Below are 23,722 nucleotides of genomic sequence, written 5' to 3'. Positions count from 1 at the left end.
GATGGCTTGGACCGCGGCGCTATAGCGAGTGGCCGGCATCTTGGCGAGCGCCGCGGCGGCCTGTCCACGATCCTTGCCGCCGAGCATGGTCAGCGGGCAATCTCGTCTGCCAGCAAGCCGACGCTCATCGCGTAGTAGTTGGAACAGTTGTATTCCAGGATCACGCGATAATTGGCGGTCAGCAGCCATGCCCGCGTTCCTGGACCGTCGGGCTGGAACAAGGTCGCCATGACGGTATCGCCCAGATAGGCCTGGGGCCGTACCCCAAGGGCGCGCCATTCGCTCACTGTTTTCCAGCGGCTGTGACGGCCGTGCACAGGCGCGCAGACGGGGGCGTTGGTGCGCGATTGCAGAGCGCTCCAGTCCAGACCTGGCGGAACGCTGGCCTGCACGCCCCACGGCTGCCCCCGCCGCCAGCCGGCGTCGCGGAAATAGTTCGCGATCGATGCGAGCGTATCGGACCGGTTGTTCCAGATATTGCGGCGGCCATCGCCGTCGCCGTCCTGGGCGAGCCGCAGATAGATGCTCGGCAGGAACTGCGGATACCCGAATGCGCCCGCCCAGCTGCCCTTCAGCGTGCTGCGCGAGACGCCCATGTCGGCGATCTTGAGAAGATCGACGAACTCGGTTGCGAACAGGTCCCGCCTGCGCCCTTCCCAGGCCAGCGTGGCGAGGCTTCGGGCAAGGTCGAAATCACCTGTGTAGCTGCCGTAATTCGTCTCGTGGCCCCAGATGGCGACGAGCATCTTGGCCGGCACGCCGTATCGCGCCTCCATCTGCGCGGCGAGCGGGCCCAGCGCCTGGTAATTGCGCCGTCCGCCGTTCACGCGCGCGGCGTCGACGTGCGTGTCGAGATAGCTTTGCAGCGGCGAATACCGCCCGCTCGTGTTCGGCGTGCCCGGTTGCCCGCGATCGAGCTGGATAACCCGGCTGTTGGGCGTGAGATCGTACGTCATCCGCTGGATCGTCGCCTCGCTCACCCCTTCGGCGCGGGCGCGGGCGATCAGGGTCTGCAGGTAGGCATCGAAGGACATGTCCTGCGCGGAGACGGGCGCGGCGATCAGGAGCGAGAGGAAGGCGAGCAGTTTCAGGCGCATGCCGCATACTCGCACAGCCACAGTGCCGGGGCAAATCGCAATCACCGGATGACAGGCACGCCTTGGCGCGCTAGCCGCCGCTGCAAGGACAGGTGGCCGAGTGGTTTAAGGCAGCGGTCTTGAAAACCGCCGTGGGTGCAAGCTCACCGTGGGTTCGAATCCCACCCTGTCCGCCATGCTGCCGGCGGCGATCTTCGCGAACCGTCTTGCCGAACCACTGAAGGAGCATCGCGCTTGGCCCGTTTCCTTATCGTCGAAGCCCGGTTCTACGACCACCTCAACGACATGCTGGTCGCCGGCGCCGGAGCGGAACTGGCGCGCGCGGGGCACGAATACGACGTAATGATCGTGCCCGGCGCGCTCGAGATTCCCGGAGCCATCGCGACCGTTGCTGAAAGCGGCAAGTACGATGGCTTCGTTGCCATCGGTGTGGTGATCCGGGGCGAGACCTACCATTTCGAGATCGTCGCCGGCGAAAGCGCGCGCGGGGTCATGGCGCTCACGATGGACGGCATCCCCGTCGGCAACGGTATCCTGACCGTCGAGAACGAGGAACAGGCGCTTGTCCGCGCCGACCCCGCGCAGAAGGACAAGGGGGGCGAGGCCGCCAAGGCCGCGATGGCGCTCCTCGCAATCACGGAACAATACGCATGAGCGCGCACCCGTTCATCGCCGGCATCCCGCTCGTCCTCGGCGGCAATGTCTTCGGCTACACCGCCAAGGGTGACGAGGCGTTCGCCGTGCTCGATGCGTTTTACGAGGCTGGCGGGCGGATGATCGACACGGCCGACGTATATTCGGCCTGGGTGCCGGGCCACAAGGGCGGCGAATCCGAAACCGTCCTCGGCGAATGGCTCGCCAGCCGCGGGGTGCGCGACGACATGCGCCTTCATACCAAGACCGGCATGCTCGGCGGCGCGGAATTGTACGACCCGGCGCGCGTGCTGCAATCGCTCGATGAATCGCTCAATCGCCTGCAGACCGACCGCGTCGATCTCTATTACGCGCACAAGGACTATCCGGAGCTGCCCATCGCGCAGATCGTCGACGCGTTCGGCGGCAGTGTCCGTTCGGGCAAGGCGCTGGCGGTCGGCGCATCCAACTTCGATGCCGAGCGGCTCCTCGCGGCGCTCGAGGAGGCCCGCGAAACGGGCGCGGCCGGCTTCGCGGCGCTGCAGAACGAATACAACCTGGTGTCGCGCGCGTCCTACGGCCCGGACCTCCAGCACGCGGTTACGCAGAATGACCTCGTCATGCTGCCGTTCTACGGCCTCGCTTCGGGATATCTCACCGGCAAGTATCGCACCGAGGCTGACTTCGACAAATCGGTGCGTGGCAACAGCGTGCGCAAGCTGGCTGGGGGTATCGGCCCAGCCATGCTGGCGGTCATGGACGATATCGTGGCCGAGACAGGCGCCGGGCACTCTGCGGTGGCGCTGGCCTGGCTTGTCAGGCAACCCGGCATCCCCGCGCCGATCGCCAGCGCGCGCACGGTGGAACAACTTCACGAGCTGCTGGAATTCACCCGGATCGAATTGACGGACGAACAGTTGACCCGCCTGACGGCGGCGGCGGCCTGACTTGGCCCATATGCCGGCCTGAAGGGGGAGCGATGAACGGACCGCTGGAATGGATCGCAGCAATCGGCACGATGCTGGCGGCCGGCATGATCGCGCTCGACCTGGGCCGCAAGGCGACCGGTTGGGGGTTCGTGCTGTTCTGCATGGTTTCCGTAACGTGGATCGTGTCCGGCCTGACCAGCGGAGCCATGCCCATCGCCGCGATGAATGGCGTGCTGCTGCTCATCAACGCATACGGGGTGTGGCAATACCTGCTCAGCCCCAAGAATCGCAAGGTCATGGACCGGCTGGAACCGGTCGCGCAGGCGATCGAGCGCGAGGTGGAGGCGGAAGAGGCCAAGGCCTGATCCGCCCTCCAGCTGCTACCAGACGGAGACCCGCTCCGCCGGGGGCAGGTACAGCGCGTCGCCTTCCTTCACGCCGAAGGCATCGTACCATGCATCGATGTTGCGCACGGTCAGCGCGCGGTACTGGCCCGGCGCGTGGCCGTCGGTCGCGATTCTCTGGCGCATCGCTTCCTCGCGCATCTTGCTGGCCCAGGCCTGGGCATAGGCGATGAAGAAGCGCTGGTCGCCCGTGAACCCGTCGATCACCGGCGCTTCCTTGCCGCCGAGTGACGCGCGGTAGGCATCATAGGCGGCTTGCAGGCCGGCCAGATCGGCGATGTTCTCGCCCAGCGTCAGGTCCCCCTTCACGCGGAGGCCCGGGTACGGTTCGTAAAGCGAGTACTGCGCGGCGAGCGCCCTGCCCGCCTCTTCAAACCTGGCTTTGTCGGCATCGGTCCACCAGTTGCGCATGGCGCCCGTGGCGTCGAACGCGGCGCCGTTGTTGTCGAAGCTGTGGCTCACCTCGTGCCCGATCACCGCGCCGATCGCGCCGTAGTTGTAAGCCGGATCCGCCTTCGGATCGAAGAACGGCGGTTGCAGGATGGCGGCAGGGGAGTTCAGCGCATTCTGGACCGGCAGGTTGACCGCGTTCACCAGTTGCGCATTCATCCACCACTCGCCCTTGTCGAGCGGCTTTCCGATCTTGGCGAGCTGCGCGGTGTAGCGGGCCTTCTCAGCCGCCGTGACCGCCGCATAAGGATTGCCATCGGGAATGGTGAGCGCCGAATAGTCGGTCCAGGTATCGGGATAACCGACACCGACAGACATCGTCTCCACCTTCCTGGTCGCTTCGGCCTTCGTTTCCGGCGCCATCCAGTCGAGTGCATCGATGCGCTTTGCGAAAGCGGCCTTGATGTTGTCGACCATGCCCTGGATTTCGGCCTTGTCCGACGCGGGGAAGAACCGCTCGGTATAGAGCTTGCCGATGGCATCGCCCAGGTGGGTGTTGAGCGCAGCAAGCGCCCGCTTCTCCCGCGGGCGCTGTTGCTCTTGCCCCGAAAGCCGCTTGCCGTAGAAATCGAAGTGCAGCCTGTCGATCGCGCTCGGCAGGACGTCGCTGTGCGCGTTGACCTGGTGGAACGCGGGCCAATCCTTCCACGCATCCAGCGGCTCGCTGGCAACCAGCCGTGACAGGCCCGTGATCGCCCCGGGGTGGTAGGCGTCGAAGGTCTGGTAAGGGGCAAGCTGTGCGCCCGCGAAGAACGCCGGCCAGTCCAGACCAGGCGCTTGGCGCGCGAAGTCGGCGTGGGTCCACAAGGTCGCCGCCTTCGTCCAGTCGTCGCTTTCTTCCCGGCTGGCGTGGGCCCGGGCGATCTTCATTTCCAGGTCATAGACACGCTGGGCCCGCGCCTCCGCGTCCGGGATGCCGGCCGCCTTCATCACGTCGGCGATGTACGCGAGATAGGCGGCGCGGATCGCTGCCATCTCGGGATCGGCGGACAGGTAGTACTCGCGCTCCGGAAGGCCCAGGCCGCCCTGAAGGATATATGGCACCACCTCCCCGCCCTTCAGCGCCTGGGTAACGAATACGCCGAACAGGTTCTCGGTCTCGAAATTCGTATTGTTGAGCGGATCGACGTCCGCGCGCACCTGGCTGCCGAGCACTTGCGCCAGCTGCTTCTTGTCGCCGATGGCCCCAAACCGGTCGAGATCGGCCTTGATCGGCGTCATCCCGGCGGCGTCGATGGCCGCCGTGTCGAGGAAGGACTGGTAGAACGTCTTCACCTTCGCAGCATCGCTGCCCGGCTCCGGGTCGGACGCGACGATTTCGGCGATCAGGGTTTCGAGGTTCTTTTCGGTCTGCTGGTCGGCGATCCAGAAACCGCCGATGTTCGACCGGTCCGCCGGTATCTCGGCGGTCTTGAGCCAGGTGCCATTGGCATAGGTATACCAGTCGTCACCGGGCTTGGCCGTGATATCCATCCAGTCCTTGCGGATGCCGAGTTCCGTCCCGGCAGCCGCTTCCATCCCGGGTATGGGAACATCGCATGCGACCGGTCCCAGCCCGACCACGGAGACGGAGAGCAGCAGCGCGGCGATCAGGCGGGTCTTCATTCAGCGTCCCTTCGGCTGGCCGCGCAAGAGCGGCACGATGGATTGATGGTGCTGCCTAAACCGCCCCGGCGAGCGCCGCAAATACCGCCATCGCCCGCCGTGCGGTCTCCGTCGATATTCAGACCGACAGGCGCCCGAAACATTCGCGCCCGGCGTAGTGAGCGCTGGGGCCCAGCTCTTCCTCGATCCGGATAAGCTGGTTGTACTTCGCGAGCCGGTCCGACCGGGCGAGGCTGCCCGTCTTGATCTGCCCGCAGTTGGTGGCGACCGCGAGGTCCGCGATCGTGGCGTCCTCGGTTTCGCCGGAACGGTGGCTCATCACCGCGGTGTAGCCGGCGCGCTGCGCCATGGTCACGGCCTCAAGCGTCTCGGTCAGCGTGCCGATCTGGTTGACCTTGACCAGCAGCGAGTTGGCCAGGCCGCGCGCGATGCCCATCTCCAGGCGGCGCGGATTGGTCACGAACAAGTCGTCACCGACAAGCTGCACCGAACCGCCGATCATTTCGGTGAGGGCCTTCCAGCCTTCGAAGTCATCCTCGCCCATGCCGTCCTCGATCGAACGGATGGGATATTCCTTCGTCAGGTCGGCGAGGTAGGCGGCCATTTCCCGGGGCGAGAGCGACAGGCCTTCGCCGGAAATTTCGTACCGCCCGTCACGGAAGAACTCCGTCGCCGCGCAATCGAGCGCCAGCACCATATCCTCGCCCGGCTTGAAACCCGCCTGCTCGATGGAGGCCATGATGAAGTCGAGCGCGGCGCGCGTGCTGGCAAGATTCGGGGCAAAGCCGCCTTCGTCACCCACCGCGGTGGCCAAGCCTTTCTGGTGCAGTCCCTTCTTCAGAGTGTGGAAGACTTCGGCCCCCCAGCGCACGGCTTCGGCCAGGCTGTCGGCACCCACCGGCATGATCATGAATTCCTGGAAGTCGATCGGGTTGTCGGCGTGCTCGCCGCCATTGATGATGTTCATCATCGGGACCGGCAGGACGTGCGCGGCGACGCCGCCGACGTAGCTGTAGAGCGGCAGTCCGCGCGCGTCGGCAGCCGCCTTGGCGATCGCCAGGCTCGCGCCAAGGATCGCGTTCGCACCGATCCTGCTCTTGTTCTCCGTCCCGTCGAGATCGACCATCGCAATATCGATATCCCGCTGGTCTTCGGCATCGAGACCTACGAGAAGTTCGCGCAGCTCTTCGTTCACCGCGCCGACCGCCTTGGTCACGCCCTTGCCCAGGTAACGCGCGCCGTCTCCATCGCGCAGCTCCACCGCCTCGTGCGCGCCGGTCGAGGCCCCGGAGGGAACCGCCGAGCGTCCGAAGCTGCCGTCTTCCAGCCAGACATCGACCTCCACCGTGGGGTTGCCGCGGCTGTCGAGTATTTCACGGCCATGGATGTCGATGATAGCGGTCATGGGGTCTCCACTCGAAGCACTGTTGTAATTCGGTAATACACCCCTAGATCGGGGTGCCAGCGGCGCTCTATGCGGCGGAACTATGGGGCGCAAGTTGCGTTGCAGCATCGATACGTCCCGGTCTCCACGCCGGGCCCGCAATCTCATTCGAGGGTAAAAGGAAATCAACATGGCCGAAGCCACCCCGACCCCCACGCCGAAGACCCCCCGTACGTCCACTAAGCGCACCGGTTCGACCACCGGTACGGACAGCGGTGCCGCGACAAATACTTCCAGCGCGATGCCCGACACCACGGTCGAACCGATCACCGCGATCGATACGAGCGCCACCGCTCCCACGTCGGGCCGGGCCGAGGCCAAGACCCGCTTCAACGCGGCCCTTGCGGAAGCCAAGGCCGGCGCCGCCGCCCTGCGGACCGAGGCGAGCGACCGTGCCGCCGCATATCGTTCGCAGGCCCGCACGCAGAGCGAGAACTGGGTCGGCGAGGCGCGCAATTACGGTGCCCAGGCGAAGGGTAAGGCTGGCGAGCTTGCCACTGACGGCAAGGGCAAGGTTGCCGAAGCCCTGTCGGCTCTCGGCCGGGCGGTGCTGGATACCGCGCCCACGGTCGACGAGAAGCTCGGCGCCAAGTACGGCGATTACGCCCGCACGGCCTCGCGCTCGCTGCAGGACGCCTCGGCCCGCCTTGATGCCCGCACGGTCGATGAACTGAGCGACGATGCCCGCGAACTGGTGCGCAAGAGCCCGGCGCTCGCCGTCGGTATCGCGGCCGTCGGCGGCTTCCTTCTCGCCCGCCTGTTCCGCAGTTCGAAGGATTGATCGCGCGGGCGCGGGAGGGGCAGTTGAACGACGCACCCGACAGTTTTGGCACGACGTCGCACGACGCTGCGGATAGCGTTCCCGTGAGCGAGCGACCCTCGCTCACGGAGGACGTGTCGTCACTGCTATCCGACGGCCGCACGTATCTCGAAGCGGAACTTCAGTACCAGAAAAGCCGGGCGGCATTCGCGGCCGACCGCGGCAAGTCCGGTGCCATATACGGCGTGGCCGGCGCTGCCCTGCTTCATCTCGCGCTGGTGGCGCTGGTGTTGGGATCGATCCTGGCACTGACCCCTAAAGTGGGCGCCTTCGCGGCCACCGCGATTGTCGTGGCCGTGCTGCTGGTCGCCGGTATCCTGCTGGCACTCGCGGCACGCAAGCGGTTTGCCGCGATCTCGTCCGCCTTCCGTGAAGGTGCGGTATGAGCACGGACCTCGCCCGGCAGCTCCGCGAAGATCGCATGATGCGCGACGCGGCAAGAGCGCTGGTCTCGGCCGACATTGCTAACCTGCGATCGACCTACGCGGCGCAGTCGCTCTCCAGCCGCGTGATCGACCGTATCGGCGACGGCGCGTCGGACGTCCTGGACGAGGCCGTTTCCGTCGCGGAGAACAACAAGGGCGTGATCGCCACCCTGCTCGCTGCCATCGTCCTGTGGTTCGCGCGGCATCCGATCGGTTCGCTCTTCGATGGCGAGGACGACGCGGACCCCGAGGGTCGCGAGGCCGAGGCAGGAACCCGCCCATCGCTAACGCCACAAGACGCGGCCCAGAATTCATGAAATCAAGGATTTACCCATGACGACCCCAGAAAAACGAATGGAGCTCAAGAACAAGATCGAGGCGGCAGAGCAGCGCAATGCCGGCCGCTCGCTTGGCGACCATGCACGCGACGCGCGCGAGGGCGTGACCTCGTTCGTCAAGGAACACCCCATCACGACCGTCGCGGGCGGGCTGGCGATCGGCGTCCTCATCGCTTCGCTCGTCCCCGGCCCCGGACGGCGCCTGCGCAAAAAGGCCACGGCGCGCACGGCTATCCTGGGCGGAGTGGTCGCGGATCTGGTTGCCAAGTACGGCGAGCAGTTCATCGAAGGCGCCAGCAATGCCGCCAAAGCCGGCCAGCACCGCGCCGTAGACATCGGCAGCGCAATCGGCAGCACCGCGCGGCACCTGCGCCACGAAGCGGGCGACCTTGCCAGCGACGCCGGTTTCCGCACGCGGGAAGCAGGCGAGCGCGCAGCGCGCACGTTCCGCAACTTGCGTTCGCGCATCACCAACTGACCCCATAACGGATTCGGCATGTGTGGCGCGGCGGGGTTTCCCTGCCGCGCCACATTCATTATGGGCGCGGCAAATCCGTCCCAAGGACCATTTCATGACCCAGCAGAAGCAGCTCCTCCACCTCGTGATGGGTGGCCGCGTCACCAATCCGCAAACCCTCGAATTCGCGGATCTCAATGCGATCGACGTGGTCGGCGTGTTCCCCGACTACCCCAGCGCCCTCGACGCATGGCGCGGCGCGGCGCACCGCACCGTCGACGATGCCGAGATGAAGTACGTGATCGTGCATCTGCACAAGCTGCTCGATCCCGGCGCCCCAGGCGCCTGATCGCGGCGGGTGGGGGCGGCACGCGCCCCCATGAAATCGGTCAGATGAACTCGATCTTTTCGACGAGGTAGAACTTGTCGCCCGAAGGGACCGTCACTTCGATCTCGTCACCGACGGTCTTGGTGATCAGCGCGCGGCCCAGCGGGGAGTTGTAGCTGATCCGCCCGGCCTTCGCGTCGGCTTCGGTCTGACCGACGATCTGATACTTCACCGGCTTGTCATCTTCATCCAGCAGGGTGACGGTCGCGCCGAACACGATGCGGTCGCCCGATAGGGTCGCCGGATCGATGATCTGCGCGCGGCTGATGCGGTCTTCCAGGTCGGCGATCTGCGCTTCAACCTGGCCCTGGCGTTCCTTCGCGGCGTGGTATTCGGCGTTTTCGGACAAGTCGCCATGCGCGCGCGCTTCCTCGATCGCATCGACGATCTTCGGTCGTTCGGCCCGCAGCGCCTTCAGGTCGGCGGTGATCCGCTCGTAACCTTCGGCCAGCATCGGCACCTTTTCCATCGTAGCCATCCTGTCTTCTTTCCCTGAAAACGGGTTCCCGCCGCCAAAATGATGACCGGGCCGCCGTGATGGCAGCCTGTTGCCGGTCGATCATGTCGTGGGGAACGCGCGTCGTATTTCAGCTATAATAGTCCTGCAGGGGGCGCACTTCAAGCTGGCTGGCCGAAACCTCCGAAATCGCCCGGGCCGCGGCAAGGCTGGCGGCGGCGGTGGTGTAGTACGGCACCCGCGCCTCCAGCGCACCGGCGCGGATCGACTGGCTGTCGAGCAGCGACTGCCATCCCTCAGTCGTATTGAAGATCAGCGCGACTTCGCGGTCCACGATCCGGTCCACGATATGGGGCTGGCCCTCCGCCACCTTGTTGACCCGTTCGACCGCGAGACCCTGCTGCGCAAGATAGCGCTGCGTGCCGCCGGTCGCGATCACGGAGAAACCGTGTTCGATCAACGCCCGCACGGCCGGCACGATGATGGCCTTGTCGCTGTCCTTGACGGATACGAATGCCACGCCCCCGTCCGGCAATGTGCTGCTTGCGCCCATCTGCGACTTGAAGAACGCTGTGGGAAAATCGCGGTCGATTCCCATCACTTCGCCGGTGGACTTCATTTCCGGTGTCAGCACCGGGTCCGCGCCGGGGAAGCGGTTCCAGGGGAAGACAGCTTCCTTCACCGCCATGTAATCGAAAGTGCGCCTGAACGGCGGGAAACTGGCGAGCGGCTCCCCGGCCATGACCCGCGCCGCGATCTTGGCGACGGGCTGGCCGATCGCCTTGGCGACGAACGGCACGGTGCGGCTTGCGCGGGGGTTGACCTCGATCAGGAACACCTCCTCCCGGCCGTCGATTTCCTTTACGGCGAACTGGATGTTCATCAGGCCCCGGACGCCAAGCTCCATCGCCAGAAGCTCCGCCTGCCGCTCCATCTCGGCGACGATTTCGGGGGACAGGCTGTACGGCGGCAGGGTGCAGGCGCTGTCGCCGGAATGGACCCCGGCCTCCTCGATATGCTGCATCACGCCGGCGATCCGCACTTCAGTGCCGTCGCACAGCGCATCGACGTCGCACTCGATCGCATCGCGCAGGTACTGGTCCACCAGCACGGGGGAATCGCCCGACACGGTGACCGCCGTGGCGATGTAGTTATCGAGCTGCGCTTCGCTGTCGACGATCTCCATCGCCCGGCCGCCGAGGACGTAGCTCGGCCGCAGCAGGACGGGGTACCCGATACGGGCGGCAATCGCCGCGGCTTCGTTCCGCGTGCGGGCAAGGCCGTTGGCTGGCTGCTGCAGCTTCAGCTTGTTGACCAGCTTGGCGAAGCGCTCGCGGTCTTCCGCCAGGTCGATCGCATCGGGGCTGGTGCCCAGGATCGGGATGCCTTCGTCCTCCAGCGCCTGGGCGAGTTTGAGCGGGGTCTGCCCGCCGAACTGGACGATCACCCCGACCAGCTCGCCATTCTCCTGCTCGACGCGCAGGATTTCCAAGACATCTTCAGCGGTTAGCGGTTCAAAATAAAGTCTGTCTGAAGTGTCGTAATCGGTGCTCACCGTCTCCGGGTTGCAGTTGACCATGATCGTTTCGAAGCCCGCCTCGCTCAGCGCGAAGCACGCGTGGACGCAGCAGTAATCGAACTCGATGCCCTGCCCGATACGGTTCGGCCCACCGCCCAGGATCACGATCTTGCGCCTGTCGCTGGGCCGCGCCTCGTCCTCCGGCTCGCCAAAGCTCGGCGCCTCGTAGGTCGAGTACATGTAGGGCGTCACCGCCTCGAATTCGGCGGCGCAGCTGTCGATCCGCTTGAACACCGGGTTCACGCCGAGCCGGCGGCGCAGCGCGCGGACCTCGCCCGCCGTGGTGGCGCCGGCCATGGCCTTGACCGCATCGTGCAGCAGGCCACGCTTGCGCGGCGCGACCGTCTCGCCCAGCCCACCGGCGACCCCGACGGAGCGGACGGCCAGCGTGGCCAGGCGATGGTCGGAAAAGCCCATGGCCTTGAGGCGGCGGAGCTGCCCGGCATCGGCCGGCAGGCCGCGCTCCATGACCACGGCTTCGCACTGAACGATCTCTTCGATCTGGCGCAGGAACCACGGGTCGTAGGCGGTGATCTGGTGGATCTCGTCGACCGAGAAACCTTCGCGGAAGGCCTGCGCCACCATGACCAGGCGGTCGGGCGTGCGTTTCGAAAGGGCCGAGGTGATGACATCGCGTGTGGCGCCTTCGAGCTCCGACACGCGGTTGAACCCGTCGAGCCCGGTCTCCAGGCCGCGGAGCGCCTTCTGCATCGATTCCTGGAAGTTGCGGCCGATTGCCATGACTTCGCCGACGGACTTCATCGCGGTGGCCAGTTCCGGCCTGGCGCCCTTGAACTTCTCAAAGGCGAAGCGCGGAATCTTGGTGACGACGTAGTCGATCGTCGGCTCGAACGCGGCGGGCGTGGCGCCGGTGATCTCGTTGGTCAGCTCGTCTAGGGTATATCCGACCGCGAGCTTCGCGGCGACGCGGGCGATCGGGAAACCGGTGGCCTTGGACGCAAGCGCCGACGAGCGCGAGACGCGCGGGTTCATCTCGATCACGATCAGCCGCCCGGTCTTGGGATCGACTGCGAACTGCACGTTGGAACCGCCTGTTTCCACGCCGATTTCACGCAGCACGGCGATGCTCGCCGAACGCATGATCTGGTATTCCTTGTCGGTCAGCGTCAGCGCCGGGGCGACGGTGATGGAATCCCCGGTGTGGACCCCCATCGGGTCGACGTTCTCGATCGAGCAGATGATGATGGCGTTGTCGTTCCGGTCGCGGACGACTTCCATCTCGTACTCTTTCCACCCCAGCAGCGATTCCTCGATGAGGACCTCGGTGGTCGGGCTGGCGTCGAGCCCTTCACGGACTATGCGTTCGAATTCCGCGCGGTTGTAAGCAATGCCACCACCCGTGCCGCCCAGGGTGAAGCTCGGGCGGATGATTGACGGAAGGCCGGTTTTCTCCAGGACTTCAAATGCTTGCTCCACGGTGTTGGCAACGCCGCTGCGCGCGCTTTCGAGCCCGATCTTGTCCATCGCCTCGCGGAACCGCTGGCGGTTTTCGGCCTTGTCGATCGCGTCGGCGTCGGCGCCGATCATCGTGACGCCGAACTTTTCGAGCGTGCCGTCCTCGAACAATGCCAGCGCGGTGTTGAGCGCGGTCTGCCCGCCCATCGTGGGGAGCAACGCGTCGGGCCGCTCCTTCTCGATGATCTTGGCGACGATCTCGGGCGTGATCGGCTCGACATAAGTCGCGTCGGCGAACTCGGGATCGGTCATGATCGTCGCCGGGTTGGAGTTGACCAGGATCACCCGGTACCCCTCCTCCTTCAGCGCCTTGATCGCCTGCGTGCCCGAATAATCGAACTCGCACGCCTGCCCGATGACGATCGGCCCGGCGCCGATGACGAGGATCGAGGAGATGTCAGTGCGTTTGGGCATATATATATCTGATCACTTCGGGTTCGGCGACGAATATCCCGCCGCGCTTCCAAGGAATGGTTTCCACTAAACTTTTGGGGTCGTCTAAGCTCGGGTCATAGCTGACGTACCCCCGTTCAGGGTGACGCCCCTCAACTGTCACCCAGTGATTCTCTCGAGATTGATTGACGACAGCACGGGCACCTTGGGCAAGAATGTCGTGCCCGTGCGATCCCTTTAAATACTCTGCCCCCCACAGATGTTTTAGCCTTTTCGACGAGAATGCGATGGCTCTCAGGTTTTCGCGATCTGCGACTTCCAGACCGTTGAAAATTCTTTGCAGCGCCATGTCGTTAAACCCACCACCATTCTCGGCCTTAGGCTCGAAAAGATGTTCAGCAGTGAGTAGTTTTAACCGCTGTGCGCTCTCAGCCAGACGCTGCAGAGCAAGTTCCGCAGCTTTCACATAAAAATCCATCTGGTTTCTGGGATTCTTATTCTTGACCTTAAAACAAGCGATTAGATGGGCCGCGCAGTAAAGGCCGCAAAGCATATCGCCACTCCCTTGATGGAAGAGTCTTTCGCTCACCCCAACATCCCCACGAACTTCTCGAACAGGTAGAAGCTGTCCTGCGGGCCGGGGCTCGCCTCGGGGTGATACTGCACGCCGAACGCCCGCTTCCCCGTCAGCGAAATGCCGCAGTTTGAACCGTCGAACAGGCTGACGTGGGTTTCCTCTACGCTTTCGGGGAGCGCGGTGTTGTCGATCGCGAAGCCGTGGTTCATCGATGTGATCTCGACCACCCCGTCGCTCAATCGCTTGACCGGGTGGTTCGCGCCGCGGTGGCCCTGGTGCATTTTGCTCGTGGTCGCCCCGGCGGCGAGGCCGAGAAGCTGGTGTCCCAGGCAGATGCCAAAGACGGGTGTTCCGCGCTCGATAAGAATTCTTATTGACGGCACCGCGTACACGCCGGTTGCCGCGGGATCGCCCGGTCCGTTGGACAGGAATACCCCATCCGGCTTGAGCGCATCGATCTCCGCGATCGAGGTTTTCGCCGGCACCACCGTCACCCGCGCCCCGGCCCGCGCCAGGTTGCGGAAGATGTTGTCCTTGCTGCCATAATCGATCGCGACAACGTGGGGTCGGCCCTGCAAGTCGGCGCGGCCATATCCCTTGCCGAGCTCCCAGTGACCGCCGCCCCACTCCTCCTGTTTCTCGCGGCTGACCCGCGCGGCGAGGTCCATGCCCTCCAGCCCCGGCCATTCGCGGGCACGCTTCACCAGCGCGGGAATGTCGAACACCCCATCGGGCGCATGGGCGATCACCGCGTTGGGCGCGCCGCTCAGGCGTATCCTGCGGGTGAGCGCGCGGGTGTCGACGCCCGACAAACCCACCCGCCCCTTCGCCGCGAGCCAGTCCCCGAATTCCTGCTCGGCGCGGAAGCTGGAACTGGGCGTGACCGACTGGCGCACGACGCAGCCCACGGCCCCTTCCACCTGCGATTCCACGTCCTCGAAATTGGCGCCGACGTTGCCGATGTGCGGAAAGGTGAAAGTGACGATCTGCGCGGCGTAGGAAGGATCGGTCATCACCTCCTGATATCCGGTCATCGCGGTGTTGAAGCAGACTTCGCCCACCGCCTCGCCCACCGCGCCGAAGCCCTTGCCCCATACCACGGCGCCGTCGCCCAGCACCAATACGCCGGTCGCGCCGGGAGGTTGCGCGTGGCTGGGTGCGGGGTCGGCCATAAGGGGCGCTCCGAAAGAGGGGTTTACCGGCGATGTCGCTAAGTCCCAGCCGCTAGGGCCGGTTCCCCATGGCGTCAACCCGCGCTAAGCGCACCATGCACACCACTCCCCGCGAAAAGGCACCACCGACATGATCCGCGATACCATCAAGCAGGCCCAGATCGACGCGATGAAAGGCGGCGACAAGGAACGGCTTGCCGCCGTGCGCCTGATCCTGGCCAGGCTGAAGGACCGCGACATAGAGCTCCGCACCGCCGCGCAGGCACCCGACGACGATGCGATGGTCGTCGAAACCCTGCAGAAGATGGCCAAGCAGCGCCGCGAATCGATCACGATGTACATGGACGGCAACCGCGAGGAGCTGGCCGAGCAGGAGCGCAAGGAGCTTGCAGTGATCGAAAGCTTCCTCCCCGCCCGCATGTCCGACGACGAGACGCGTGCGGCGATCGCCGGCATCAAGGCGGACCTGGGCGCATCATCCATCAAGGATATGGGGCGCGTAATGGCCGAACTGAAAGCTCGGCATGCCTCGGTGCTGGACATGCAGGGGGCGAGCCGCCTGGTTAAGGAGGCGTTGAGTTGAGCATTTGCGGGGTGGTGCGCACTCCTGGCTGCCTCCGAGCGGCAGCAGCGTAAATGCTATCTCCGCAATGGCTGGACGAACTGCGCGCGCGGGTGACGCTAAGCGCCGTCGTCATGCGGACGACCAAGCTGATCCGCGCGGGGCGGGAATGGAAGGCATGCTGCCCGTTCCATGACGAAAAATCGCCTTCGTTCTACGTGAACGATGCCAAGGGGTTCTACCACTGCTTCGGCTGCGGGGTGCACGGCGACGTAATTCGCTGGATGACCGACCAGCGCGGTCTCGCCTTCATGGATGCGGTGAAGGAGCTCGCGGCAGAGGCGGGAATGGAGGTGCCGGCAGCCGACCCCCGGGCGATGCACCGGGCCGAGCGCCAGGCAGGGCTGCACGAAGTGATGCAGGCGGCGCAGGACTGGTTCCGCGCGAACCTTTCCACGCCCGCCGGTGGCAAGGCGCGCGCATATCTGGAAAGCAGAAAGTTCGATGCGCACACCCTGGAACGGTTCGGCTTCGGCTATGCACCAAATGCCCGCAACGCGATCACCGGGGCGCTCAAGCAATTCGACCGGGCGATGCTGGTCGAGGCGGGACTCCTCATCGCGGTCGACGACGAGGCCGGCAACACGCGGGAGCCCTACGACCGGTTCCGCGACCGATTGACGATCCCGATCCACGATCCGCGCGGCCGGGTGATCGGCTTTGCTGCGCGCATTCTCGACGCCGACAAGAAAGATGCGGCGAAATACCTCAATTCCCCGGATACGCCACTGTTCGACAAGGGGCGGACCCTGTTCAACCTCCATCGTGCCGGGCCCGCCTCCCGCCGCAGCGGGCGGATGGTTGTCGTCGAGGGACAGTTGGATGCCGTCGCCATGGCGGCGGCCGGGTTCGAGGAGACGGTGGCGCCGATGGGCACCGCCCTCACGGAACGTCAGCTCGAGATGCTGTGGCGCATGATCGATGTACCTGTCCTGTGCTTCGACGGCGACAATGCGGGCCGCCGCGCCGCCATGCGGGCGATCGAGCGCGCGCTTCCCATGCTCGCCCCCGGTAAAACCCTGTCCATCGCCAGCCTCCCCGCCGGCCTCGATCCCGACGACCTGATCCGGCAGCAGGGCGCCGGCGCAATGGCCGAGTTGCTGGGCAACGCAGACAGTCTTCTCGACACCCTGTGGAGCTTCGAGAGGGCGGCATCCCCATTGTCTACGCCGGAGGACAAGGCGGGTCTGAAGGCGAGACTGATCGCCCATTGCGAAACGATCCAGCACCCGGACATCCGCTCCCTCTATCGCCGCGACTTGCTGGAGAAGTTCTCTGCGTTCGCGTTTCCCCCCAGGGCGCCCCGCCCCGACCGTCCGCAACGCGACTGGAAGAGAGGCTTCGGTAAGCCACCGGCCCCGCAGCTCACGGCCGAAGCTGCCGCTCGCCTGCGCCGGGCAGCCGAAGGCGGTGGCCGCGACGCGCTCGCCACGGCGGTGATCGCGGGATTGCTGCGTTTCCCGGACCAGATCCTCACCCATTCCGAGCCGCTCGGCCGGTATGCGCGCGGCGACGGGCGCTCAGGCCCGGCGATGGAGGCTCTCATCGAGGCGGCAGAAATGCTTGAACCGGGGGAACTTGCGCCCATATGCGCGCCACAGGGCTTCGCCCCGCCGCCGGACAGCAGTCGCTATGCCTTCCTCGACGAAGGCGCCGATCCGATAGCCGCGCGCGAGGACCTGGCCGAAGCCGTGTCGTTGCTGGTCGAACGGCCCGCGCTGGATGCCGCACTTGCGGCGGCCACCGCGCGCTTTGAGACCGACCCTGAAGCCGCCTTCGCCGAGCAGCAGCGCCTGCTCAAACGAAAGCTGGCGTTCGAGAAACGACTCGGGCTAATGGCCAGTCGCAGGGCCGCGCGCGCAGCCCAGAACGATTCAGACTCTCCGCCGGCGCCGCCCGGCGCCGCGGACGAGGACAGCGAATGACACGAGACGAAATGGCGACCCAGGACGATACCGAATCCAAGGACGATGCTCCGCTCATCGACCTCAATGAAGCGACGATCAAGAAACTGATCACCAAGGCGAAACGCCGCGGTTACGTCACCGTCGACGAACTGAACGAAGCCCTGCCGCAAGACGAGCTGTCTTCGGAGCAGATCGAGGACGTCATGTCCGCGATCAGCGAAATGGGCGTGAATATCGTCGAGAACGACGACGATGCAGAAGGCGACGCCGAGCCTGACGATGCCGAAGACCTGGTCGAGGACGACGAGGACGGCGACGACGAAGGCGCCGCCAACAAGCCGGCAAAGCCCGCCGCCGCCGCGAAGAAGAAGGAAACCGTCGAACGCACCGATGATCCGGTGCGCATGTACTTGCGCGAAATGGGCGCGGTGGAGCTGCTCAGCCGCGAGGGCGAAATCGCAATTGCCAAGCGGATCGAGGCCGGGCGCGACATGATGATCATGGGCCTTTGCGAAAGCCCGATCACCTTCCACGCCATCATCCAGTGGTCCGAAGCCCTCAACAACGAGGAAATGCAGCTTCGCGAGATCCTCGATCTAGACGCCATGCTCTCCAAGGAGCCGCCCGTCGACAAGATGGAGGAAGGCGCCGAGGACGACGACGACGCAGAGATTTCCGAGGAAACCGCCGGCCCCACTTTCAAGGAAGAAGAGGACGTCGAGGAGGAAGAAGAGGCTGAAATCGACGAGGACGGCGAGCTTCGCACCCGCCGCCGCGAGGAGGAAGAGGAAGAGGACAACACTCTCTCCCTCGCCCAGATGGAAGCCGCGCTGAAGCCCGAGGCGCTGGAGACGTTCGCGCGCATCACCGATCTTTTCAAGAAGTTCGAGAAGCTGCAGGCCGAGCGTGTCGATACGCTGGGCCAAGGCATCGAATATCCGGCGGCAAAGGAAAAGAAGTACGAGGCGCTGCGCGAACAGCTCACCGCCGAGGTCGAAAGCGTGCAGTTCCACGCGACCAAGATCGAGTTCCTCGTCGACAATCTATATGCCTTCAACCGCCGGCTGACCACGCTGGGCGGACAGATGCTGCGTCTCGCCGAACGGCACAAGGTGAAGCGCGCCGATTTCCTCAGCATCTACATCGGCAACGAGCTTGATGACACCTGGCTGCAGGACAACGCCAAGAAGGACAAGAAGTGGGCCGCCTTCGCCGAGAAGGAAGCCGATGCCGTGGAACGCATTCGTGCGGAAATCGCGGACATCGCTGCTGCGACCGGCATGTCGCTCACCGAGTTCCGGCGCATCGTCAACATGGTCCAGAAGGGTGAGCGCGAGGCACGCATCGCCAAGAAGGAAATGGTCGAGGCCAACTTGCGCCTGGTGATCTCGATCGCCAAGAAATACACCAATCGCGGCCTGCAATTTCTTGATCTTATTCAGGAAGGCAACATCGGCCTGATGAAGGCCGTCGACAAGTTCGAGTACCGCCGCGGTTACAAGTTCAGCACCTATGCCACGTGGTGGATCCGCCAGGCGATCACGCGCTCGATCGCGGACCAGGCGCGCACCATCCGCATCCCGGTCCACATGATCGAGACGATCAACAAGCTGGTGCGGACCAGCCGCCAGTTCCTGCACGAGCAAGGCCGCGAGCCGACACCGGAGGAAATGGCCGAGCGTCTTTCCATGCCGCTGGAAAAAGTGCGCAAAGTGATGAAGATCGCCAAAGAGCCGATCTCTCTCGAAACGCCGATCGGCGACGAGGAAGACAGCCACCTGGGCGATTTCATCGAGGACAAGAACGCCGTGATCCCGGTGGACGCCGCGATTCAATCGAACCTCAAGGAAACCGTCACCCGGGTTCTCGCCAGTCTTACCCCGCGTGAGGAACGCGTGCTGCGCATGCGCTTCGGCATCGGCATGAACACCGATCACACCCTGGAAGAGGTCGGGCAGCAGTTCTCCGTCACCCGCGAACGCATCCGTCAGATCGAGGCCAAGGCCTTGCGCAAGCTGAAGCACCCCAGCCGCAGCCGCAAGATGCGCTCCTTTCTCGACCAGTGAGGAAACATTCGTTTCCGGGATGGTTAGAGCAAAAGGGATGGCCGGATTCTTGCATCAAATGCATCGCCAGGGGGGCGCGTCTGCATGAGCGCGCATGTCCCGGTAGACTTCGAGCAGCTGTTTTCCCGGTCGCCCAACCCCTACATGGTGTTGGATCGTGCGCTGTCCATCGTATGGATGAACCAGGCGTACCTGGACACCACGATGAGCGAGCGGGACGCGATCATCGGACGGGGCATGTTCGAAGCATTTCCCAGCGACCCCGAGTCCGACAGTTTCAAGCTACTCGACAAGTCGATCCGCCGAGCCTTCGCAACGGGAGAAGTCGATGAACTCGCGCTGATCCGGTATGACCTGCGCACGCCTGACGGGACATTGGCCGAAATGTACTGGAGCGCCACCCATACGCCGATCCGCACGGCGGACGGCGCGGTCGCCTTTGTCCTCCAGCATACCGTCGATGTGACCGAGTTGCACACCCTGCGGCAATTGCGGGACGGGGCTGGACTGGTCCAGCGGGCGGGTGCCGTCCAGGCGCGGAACGCCGACTTGCTGGTCGAAAGCCGGAAGCTCCGCAACATGTTCGACCAGGCGCCCGGCTTCATGGCGATGGTGAGCGGCCCGGACCATGTGTTCACCATGACGAACGCGGCCTACGCGCGCCTCACGGCCCAGCGCGACATCGTCGGGAGGCCGGTGCGGTCGGCGATCCCGGAGGTCGTCGAGCAGGGCTTTACTGCCATTCTCGATACCGTTCGCACCGAGGGGCGCCCCTATGTAGGGGAGCGGGAGCCGGTCCAGTTGCAGAAGGAAGGGAGCGAGGAGACCGAAACCCGCTTCCTGAACTTCATTTTCCAGCCGGTTTTCGACGAAGGCAAGGTGTCGGGCATCTTCATCCAGGGCCACGATGTCACAGACGAGGTTGAGGCATTCGAGGCCCAGCGCCTCCTGATCAACGAGCTCAACCACAGGGTGAAGAATACGCTTGCTGTCGTGCAGGGGCTTGCCGCGCAATCGTTCCGCAGTGTTCCAGGTGCCGAAGGGGCGCGGCGGACGTTCGATGCACGTCTGCACGCTCTCGCCGCGGCGCACAGCCTCCTGACGCAAAACAACTGGGATTTTGCCCAGGTATCCGATGTCGTCAAAAGCGCCGTCGAGGCGACCGCCGGCTCGGACATCGAGCGGTTCGTCATCAACGGCCCCAACATTTCGCTCCCCCCGCAGACGGCGGTATCACTGGCAATGATTGTTCACGAGCTTTCAACCAACGCGATAAAATATGGCGCGCTGAGCGATGGTGCCGGGCGCGTCAGCGTCACCTGGCAGGTCGAGCAGCAGCCGCGCGGCGAATTGTTGACGCTGGACTGGCGGGAATCAGGTGGCCCGGTTGTGATCGAACCGACTCGGCGGGGTTTCGGATCGCGGCTGATCGAACGCGGACTCTCGGCGGAAAGTGGCAGCGACGTGACCATCGAATATCCTGCATCCGGCTTGCATTGCCGCATCGCTACTCACCTCGAGGGCATGAGGTGATTAGGCTGAAGGACCAGACCATTCTCGTTCTGGAGGATGAGGCGATCATTGCGATGGTGCTCGAGGATGCCCTGCTGGACAGCGGCGCGAACGCGATCATGGTCGATTCGCTCGAGAAGGCGGAGGCGCTGATCCTGTCCGGGCGCGCACTCGATGCCGCGGTCCTGGATGTGAATGTTCACGGGGGGCAAAGCTACGATGTCGCGCGTCTCCTGCTCGCACGCGGAGTGCCGTTCATCTTTGCGAGCGGATACGGCAACGCCATAGTCCCGCCGGACTTGGCGCACATCCGGTCGATCACAAAGCCTTACGTCCTTGAAGATATCGCGGACGCGCTCTGCACCTGATCGCACCGGATTATCCCGACGTAGTGAAGGGAATTGTGCACTGGCGGGCTGGCGAAAAGCGGAACGCTCGCCTATGCGCGCGCCATGCGGGTTGCCATTGCCTCCGATCACGCTGCCGTCGACCTGAAGGCTGCCCTGCGCGCGTGGCTGATCGACGAGGGACACGAAGTCGCCGACTTGGGCCCGGACAGCCACGACAGCGTCGATTATCCGGATTTCGGCTTCCGGCTGGCTGAGGTTGTGGCCGACGGCACCGCCGAATGCGGCGTGGCGCTGTGCGGGTCCGGGATCGGCATTTCTATCGCGGTGAACCGCAATCCAGGCGTCCGCTGCGCGCTGATATCGGAACCGCTCTCAGCGGCGCTCGCGCGCGAACACAACGATGCCAATGTCATCGCACTCGGGGCCCGCCTGACCGGCATCGACATGGCCAAGGCCTGCATCCAGGCCTTCGTCACCACCCCGTTTGCCGGCGGCCGCCACCAGCGCCGTGTCGACAAGCTCGCCAACCCGCCATCCCAGGAGACGGCATGACCTCCGCGCCCGCCACGCTCGACCCTCACGCCGCCGACCCGCTGGAACGCTTCTGGGGAGACGATCTTGCCGCCGCCGATCCCGCCGTCGCCCAGGCGATCCGCGACGAACTCGGCCGCCAGCGCAACCGCATCGAACTCATCGCCAGCGAGAACATCACCAGCCGGGCGGTGCTGGAGGCGACCGGCTCGGTCTTCACGAACAAATACGCAGAAGGGTATCCCGGCAAGCGTTACTACGGCGGCTGCGAATATGCCGACGCGGTGGAAAACCTGGCGATCGATCGTGTGAAGCAGTTGTTCGGCTGCCAATTTGCCAACGTGCAGCCCAACAGCGGCAGCCAGATGAACCAGGCCGTTTTTCTGGCGCTGCTTCAGCCGGGCGACACGTTCATGGGGCTTGACCTCAATTCCGGCGGGCATCTCACACATGGGTCGCCCGTCAACATGAGCGGTAAGTGGTTCAAGCCCGTCAGCTACGGCGTGCGGCGCGAGGACGAGCTAATCGACATGGACGCGGTTGCCGCCACGGCCCGCGAGCACAAGCCCAGGCTGATCATCGCCGGCGGCACTGCCTATTCACGGGTCTGGGACTGGGAAGCGTTCCGCCGGATCGCGGACGAGGTGGGCGCGTACCTGATGGTGGACATGAGCCACATCGCCGGTCTGGTGGCAGGTGGCGCGCACCCGTCACCCATGCCGCATGCGCACGTCGTCACCACGACCACCCACAAGAGCCTGCGTGGCCCGCGCTCTGGCGTGATCCTCTGGAACGATGAAGAGCTTTCGAAACCGCTCAACATGGCGGTCTTCCCTGGCTTGCAGGGCGGGCCCCTGATGCATGTCGTGGCGGCGAAGGCGGTCGCTTTCGGCGAGGCGCTTCGCCCCGACTTCCGCGACTATGCCCACCGGGTGGTCGAGAATGCGCGCGCGCTGGCGCAGGGCGTGGAGGCAGGAGGTCTGCGCGTGGTCTCCGGCGGCACGGACAATCATTCGATGCTCGTCGATCTCACGTCGCGCGACGTGACGGGCAAGGCGGCCGAACATGGCCTCGATCGCGCCTACCTGACCTGCAACAAGAACGGCATCCCCTACGACACGCGCAGCCCCTTCGTGACCAGCGGCATCCGCCTGGGCACGCCGGCCGGCACCACGCGCGGCTTCGGACCGGACGAATTTCGCACGATCGGCGGTCTCATCGCCGAGGTGGTCGACGGACTGTCCCGCAACGGTCCGGAAGGCGATGCGCAAGCGGAACAAAGCGTTCGCCGCCGCGTCGCGGAACTGTGCGATGCATTCCCCGTCTATCCCGGAAGGAACTGAACATGGAAAACAACGGCAACTTCGACAATAATGACAACGGCGGCAGGCAGGACTGGGTTGCCGACGTGAAGAACGAAGTCAGCGGCATGGCCCGCGAAGGGATGCACCACCCTTCGACCAAGCCTGTCCTGACCGGTGCGGCGATCGGAGCGGTGGCCGGGGTCCTGTTGCCGTTCGTATCGCTGCCGTTGGGCCTCGCCGCGGGCGCCGGTATCGCACTCTACAACCGCGTAAAGAAGTAAGCGCAGGCCGGGATGCGCTGTCCGTTCTGCGCTCACGACGATTCGCAGGTCAAGGACAGCCGCCCGACCGAGGACAGCACCTCGATCCGTCGGCGCCGCCAGTGCGAAAGCTGCGGGGCACGGTTCACCACGTTCGAACGCGTCCAGTTGCGTGAGGTCTTCGTGGTCAAGAACGGGCCGGATGACGGCACCGGTCGGCGCGAGCCATTCGACCGCAGCAAGCTGGAACAATCCATCGCCCTCGCAGTGCGCAAGCGCGGCCTCGAGCAGGAACGCCTCGATCAGCTCGTCAGCGGTATCCAGCGCCAGGTCGAAACTGCGGGGGAGAGCGAAATTCCGTCGTCCCGCATCGGCGAGATGGTGATGGAAGGCCTCCGTCAGCTCGATAGCGTTGCCTATATCCGTTTCGCCAGCGTCTATCGCGATTTCAGCGAGGCGCGCGATTTTGAGGAATTCGCCAGCAGCGTCCGAGACGTTGCGCAAGCCGATGACAATGGCCGCTGAT

Annotated in this window: 24 protein-coding genes and 1 tRNA gene; 18 read left to right on the top strand and 7 right to left on the bottom strand. The window is 64.8% G+C overall.

Annotated features, from left to right (window positions below; translation table 11 throughout):
- Positions 1-89: 89 nt before the first annotated feature.
- A complete protein-coding gene (locus GRI40_RS02295; protein ID WP_160609841.1) occupies positions 90-1,097 on the bottom strand; it encodes a lytic murein transglycosylase in 1,008 nt (335 codons plus the stop codon).
- A gap of 86 nt (positions 1,098-1,183) precedes the next feature.
- Between GRI40_RS02295 and GRI40_RS02290 the strand changes: the two genes are divergently transcribed.
- The 4 genes from GRI40_RS02290 to GRI40_RS02275 all read left to right on the top strand — a co-directional run bounded on the left by GRI40_RS02290 (position 1,184) and on the right by GRI40_RS02275 (position 3,024).
- Positions 1,184-1,273 (top strand) — tRNA-Ser (locus GRI40_RS02290).
- Positions 1,274-1,331: 58 nt separating this feature from the next.
- A complete protein-coding gene (gene ribH, locus GRI40_RS02285) occupies positions 1,332-1,751 on the top strand; it encodes a 6,7-dimethyl-8-ribityllumazine synthase (RefSeq protein ID WP_160609840.1) in 420 nt (139 codons plus the stop codon).
- Entirely contained in the window at positions 1,748-2,677 is a 930-nt protein-coding gene (locus tag GRI40_RS02280) for an aldo/keto reductase (RefSeq protein ID WP_160609839.1), read from the top strand. The genes ribH and GRI40_RS02280 overlap by 4 nt, the downstream gene beginning before the upstream one ends.
- 32 nt (positions 2,678-2,709) lie before the next feature.
- Positions 2,710-3,024 carry a hypothetical protein gene (locus tag GRI40_RS02275; RefSeq protein WP_160609838.1) on the top strand — a complete coding sequence of 105 codons (315 nt, stop codon included), beginning with the start codon at positions 2,710-2,712 and terminating at the stop codon, positions 3,022-3,024.
- A 15-nt stretch (positions 3,025-3,039) separates the two neighbouring features.
- On the opposite strand, the gene GRI40_RS02270 is transcribed toward GRI40_RS02275, so the two are convergent.
- Positions 3,040-5,118 (bottom strand): M13 family metallopeptidase, encoded by a 2,079-nt coding sequence (locus GRI40_RS02270; protein WP_160609837.1) that lies wholly within the window; start codon positions 5,116-5,118, stop codon positions 3,040-3,042.
- Between the two features lie 118 nt (positions 5,119-5,236).
- The gene (gene eno / locus GRI40_RS02265) at positions 5,237-6,523 is read right to left on the bottom strand and encodes a phosphopyruvate hydratase (RefSeq protein ID WP_160609836.1); all 1,287 of its coding nucleotides are present in this window, start codon (positions 6,521-6,523) and stop codon (positions 5,237-5,239) included.
- A gap of 169 nt (positions 6,524-6,692) precedes the next feature.
- Between eno and GRI40_RS02260 the strand changes: the two genes are divergently transcribed.
- The 5 genes from GRI40_RS02260 (at position 6,693) to GRI40_RS02240 (ending at position 8,951) form a co-directional block, all read left to right on the top strand.
- On the top strand, positions 6,693-7,343 hold the full coding sequence (locus GRI40_RS02260) for a hypothetical protein (RefSeq protein WP_202390118.1): 651 nt from the start codon (positions 6,693-6,695) through the stop codon (positions 7,341-7,343).
- A gap of 83 nt (positions 7,344-7,426) precedes the next feature.
- Positions 7,427-7,768 carry a phage holin family protein gene (locus GRI40_RS02255; RefSeq protein ID WP_337190470.1) on the top strand — a complete coding sequence of 114 codons (342 nt, stop codon included), beginning with the start codon at positions 7,427-7,429 and terminating at the stop codon, positions 7,766-7,768.
- Positions 7,765-8,124 carry a hypothetical protein gene (locus GRI40_RS02250; RefSeq protein ID WP_160609835.1) on the top strand — a complete coding sequence of 120 codons (360 nt, stop codon included), beginning with the start codon at positions 7,765-7,767 and terminating at the stop codon, positions 8,122-8,124. Before GRI40_RS02255 ends, GRI40_RS02250 begins: the two co-directional genes overlap by 4 nt.
- A gap of 16 nt (positions 8,125-8,140) precedes the next feature.
- The gene (locus tag GRI40_RS02245; protein ID WP_160609834.1) at positions 8,141-8,623 is read left to right on the top strand and encodes a hypothetical protein; all 483 of its coding nucleotides are present in this window, start codon (positions 8,141-8,143) and stop codon (positions 8,621-8,623) included.
- Positions 8,624-8,717: 94 nt separating this feature from the next.
- Positions 8,718-8,951: a DUF4170 domain-containing protein gene (locus tag GRI40_RS02240; RefSeq protein ID WP_160609833.1), complete on the top strand. Its 234-nt coding sequence runs from the start codon at positions 8,718-8,720 to the stop codon at positions 8,949-8,951.
- A gap of 40 nt (positions 8,952-8,991) precedes the next feature.
- Here the strand turns inward: GRI40_RS02240 and greA are convergent, their stop codons facing one another.
- From greA to carA, 4 genes are all read right to left on the bottom strand, one after another.
- Positions 8,992-9,468, bottom strand: coding sequence for a transcription elongation factor GreA (gene greA / locus GRI40_RS02235; RefSeq protein WP_160609832.1), 477 nt, complete (start codon positions 9,466-9,468; stop codon positions 8,992-8,994).
- Between the two features lie 109 nt (positions 9,469-9,577).
- Positions 9,578-12,916 (bottom strand): carbamoyl-phosphate synthase large subunit, encoded by a 3,339-nt coding sequence (gene carB / locus GRI40_RS02230; protein WP_160609831.1) that lies wholly within the window; start codon positions 12,914-12,916, stop codon positions 9,578-9,580.
- Complete coding sequence (locus tag GRI40_RS02225; RefSeq protein ID WP_160609830.1) at positions 12,900-13,484, bottom strand: hypothetical protein; 585 nt, start codon at positions 13,482-13,484, stop codon at positions 12,900-12,902. Before GRI40_RS02225 ends, carB begins: the two co-directional genes overlap by 17 nt.
- Positions 13,481-14,644 carry a glutamine-hydrolyzing carbamoyl-phosphate synthase small subunit gene (gene carA / locus GRI40_RS02220; RefSeq protein WP_160609829.1) on the bottom strand — a complete coding sequence of 388 codons (1,164 nt, stop codon included), beginning with the start codon at positions 14,642-14,644 and terminating at the stop codon, positions 13,481-13,483. The genes GRI40_RS02225 and carA overlap by 4 nt, the downstream gene beginning before the upstream one ends.
- Before the next feature lie 130 nt (positions 14,645-14,774).
- Between carA and GRI40_RS02215 the strand changes: the two genes are divergently transcribed.
- From GRI40_RS02215 to nrdR, 9 genes are all read left to right on the top strand, one after another.
- Positions 14,775-15,227: a GatB/YqeY domain-containing protein gene (locus GRI40_RS02215; RefSeq protein WP_160609828.1), complete on the top strand. Its 453-nt coding sequence runs from the start codon at positions 14,775-14,777 to the stop codon at positions 15,225-15,227.
- 53 nt (positions 15,228-15,280) lie between these two features.
- Entirely contained in the window at positions 15,281-17,191 is a 1,911-nt protein-coding gene (gene dnaG, locus GRI40_RS02210) for a DNA primase (RefSeq protein ID WP_160609827.1), read from the top strand.
- Positions 17,188-19,239: an RNA polymerase sigma factor RpoD gene (gene rpoD, locus GRI40_RS02205; RefSeq protein ID WP_420006857.1), complete on the top strand. Its 2,052-nt coding sequence runs from the start codon at positions 17,188-17,190 to the stop codon at positions 19,237-19,239. Before dnaG ends, rpoD begins: the two co-directional genes overlap by 4 nt.
- A gap of 84 nt (positions 19,240-19,323) precedes the next feature.
- Positions 19,324-20,772, top strand: coding sequence for a sensor histidine kinase (locus GRI40_RS02200; protein WP_160609826.1), 1,449 nt, complete (start codon positions 19,324-19,326; stop codon positions 20,770-20,772).
- Positions 20,769-21,119 carry a response regulator gene (locus GRI40_RS02195; RefSeq protein ID WP_160609825.1) on the top strand — a complete coding sequence of 117 codons (351 nt, stop codon included), beginning with the start codon at positions 20,769-20,771 and terminating at the stop codon, positions 21,117-21,119. The genes GRI40_RS02200 and GRI40_RS02195 overlap by 4 nt, the downstream gene beginning before the upstream one ends.
- Before the next feature lie 84 nt (positions 21,120-21,203).
- Positions 21,204-21,653 carry a ribose 5-phosphate isomerase B gene (rpiB, locus tag GRI40_RS02190; protein WP_160609824.1) on the top strand — a complete coding sequence of 150 codons (450 nt, stop codon included), beginning with the start codon at positions 21,204-21,206 and terminating at the stop codon, positions 21,651-21,653.
- Positions 21,650-22,975: a serine hydroxymethyltransferase gene (gene glyA / locus GRI40_RS02185; protein ID WP_160609823.1), complete on the top strand. Its 1,326-nt coding sequence runs from the start codon at positions 21,650-21,652 to the stop codon at positions 22,973-22,975. Before rpiB ends, glyA begins: the two co-directional genes overlap by 4 nt.
- A 2-nt stretch (positions 22,976-22,977) precedes the next feature.
- Positions 22,978-23,217 carry a hypothetical protein gene (locus GRI40_RS02180; RefSeq protein ID WP_160609822.1) on the top strand — a complete coding sequence of 80 codons (240 nt, stop codon included), beginning with the start codon at positions 22,978-22,980 and terminating at the stop codon, positions 23,215-23,217.
- Between the two features lie 12 nt (positions 23,218-23,229).
- Complete coding sequence (nrdR, locus tag GRI40_RS02175; RefSeq protein WP_160609821.1) at positions 23,230-23,721, top strand: transcriptional regulator NrdR; 492 nt, start codon at positions 23,230-23,232, stop codon at positions 23,719-23,721.
- The last annotated feature ends 1 nt before the right edge of the window (position 23,722 follow it).

The sequence above is a fragment of the Tsuneonella aeria genome (assembly GCF_009827495.1).
GTDB classification, from domain to species: Bacteria; Pseudomonadota; Alphaproteobacteria; order Sphingomonadales; family Sphingomonadaceae; genus Tsuneonella; species Tsuneonella aeria.
This window is presented reverse-complemented; position numbering and strand designations above follow the sequence as displayed.

Excerpts from the sequence above, each read along its gene's own strand:
- GRI40_RS02180 (WP_160609822.1), top strand. The coding sequence starts at position 22,978 with ATGGAAAACAACGGCAACTTCGACAATAATGACAACGGCGGCAGGCAG.
- rpoD (WP_420006857.1), top strand. The coding sequence starts at position 17,188 with ATGACACGAGACGAAATGGCGACCCAGGACGATACCGAATCCAAGGAC.
- GRI40_RS02200 (WP_160609826.1), top strand. The coding sequence starts at position 19,324 with ATGAGCGCGCATGTCCCGGTAGACTTCGAGCAGCTGTTTTCCCGGTCG.
- GRI40_RS02270 (WP_160609837.1), bottom strand. The coding sequence starts at position 5,118 with ATGAAGACCCGCCTGATCGCCGCGCTGCTGCTCTCCGTCTCCGTGGTC.
- GRI40_RS02215 (WP_160609828.1), top strand. The coding sequence starts at position 14,775 with ATGATCCGCGATACCATCAAGCAGGCCCAGATCGACGCGATGAAAGGC.
- GRI40_RS02295 (WP_160609841.1), bottom strand. The coding sequence starts at position 1,097 with ATGCGCCTGAAACTGCTCGCCTTCCTCTCGCTCCTGATCGCCGCGCCC.
- eno (WP_160609836.1), bottom strand. The coding sequence starts at position 6,523 with ATGACCGCTATCATCGACATCCATGGCCGTGAAATACTCGACAGCCGC.
- GRI40_RS02240 (WP_160609833.1), top strand. The coding sequence starts at position 8,718 with ATGACCCAGCAGAAGCAGCTCCTCCACCTCGTGATGGGTGGCCGCGTC.
- GRI40_RS02280 (WP_160609839.1), top strand. The coding sequence starts at position 1,748 with ATGAGCGCGCACCCGTTCATCGCCGGCATCCCGCTCGTCCTCGGCGGC.
- GRI40_RS02275 (WP_160609838.1), top strand. The coding sequence starts at position 2,710 with ATGAACGGACCGCTGGAATGGATCGCAGCAATCGGCACGATGCTGGCG.
- rpiB (WP_160609824.1), top strand. The coding sequence starts at position 21,204 with ATGCGGGTTGCCATTGCCTCCGATCACGCTGCCGTCGACCTGAAGGCT.
- greA (WP_160609832.1), bottom strand. The coding sequence starts at position 9,468 with ATGGCTACGATGGAAAAGGTGCCGATGCTGGCCGAAGGTTACGAGCGG.
- GRI40_RS02245 (WP_160609834.1), top strand. The coding sequence starts at position 8,141 with ATGACGACCCCAGAAAAACGAATGGAGCTCAAGAACAAGATCGAGGCG.
- glyA (WP_160609823.1), top strand. The coding sequence starts at position 21,650 with ATGACCTCCGCGCCCGCCACGCTCGACCCTCACGCCGCCGACCCGCTG.
- GRI40_RS02250 (WP_160609835.1), top strand. The coding sequence starts at position 7,765 with ATGAGCACGGACCTCGCCCGGCAGCTCCGCGAAGATCGCATGATGCGC.
- nrdR (WP_160609821.1), top strand. The coding sequence starts at position 23,230 with ATGCGCTGTCCGTTCTGCGCTCACGACGATTCGCAGGTCAAGGACAGC.
- dnaG (WP_160609827.1), top strand. The coding sequence starts at position 15,281 with ATGCTATCTCCGCAATGGCTGGACGAACTGCGCGCGCGGGTGACGCTA.
- carB (WP_160609831.1), bottom strand. The coding sequence starts at position 12,916 with ATGCCCAAACGCACTGACATCTCCTCGATCCTCGTCATCGGCGCCGGG.
- GRI40_RS02260 (WP_202390118.1), top strand. The coding sequence starts at position 6,693 with ATGGCCGAAGCCACCCCGACCCCCACGCCGAAGACCCCCCGTACGTCC.
- carA (WP_160609829.1), bottom strand. The coding sequence starts at position 14,644 with ATGGCCGACCCCGCACCCAGCCACGCGCAACCTCCCGGCGCGACCGGC.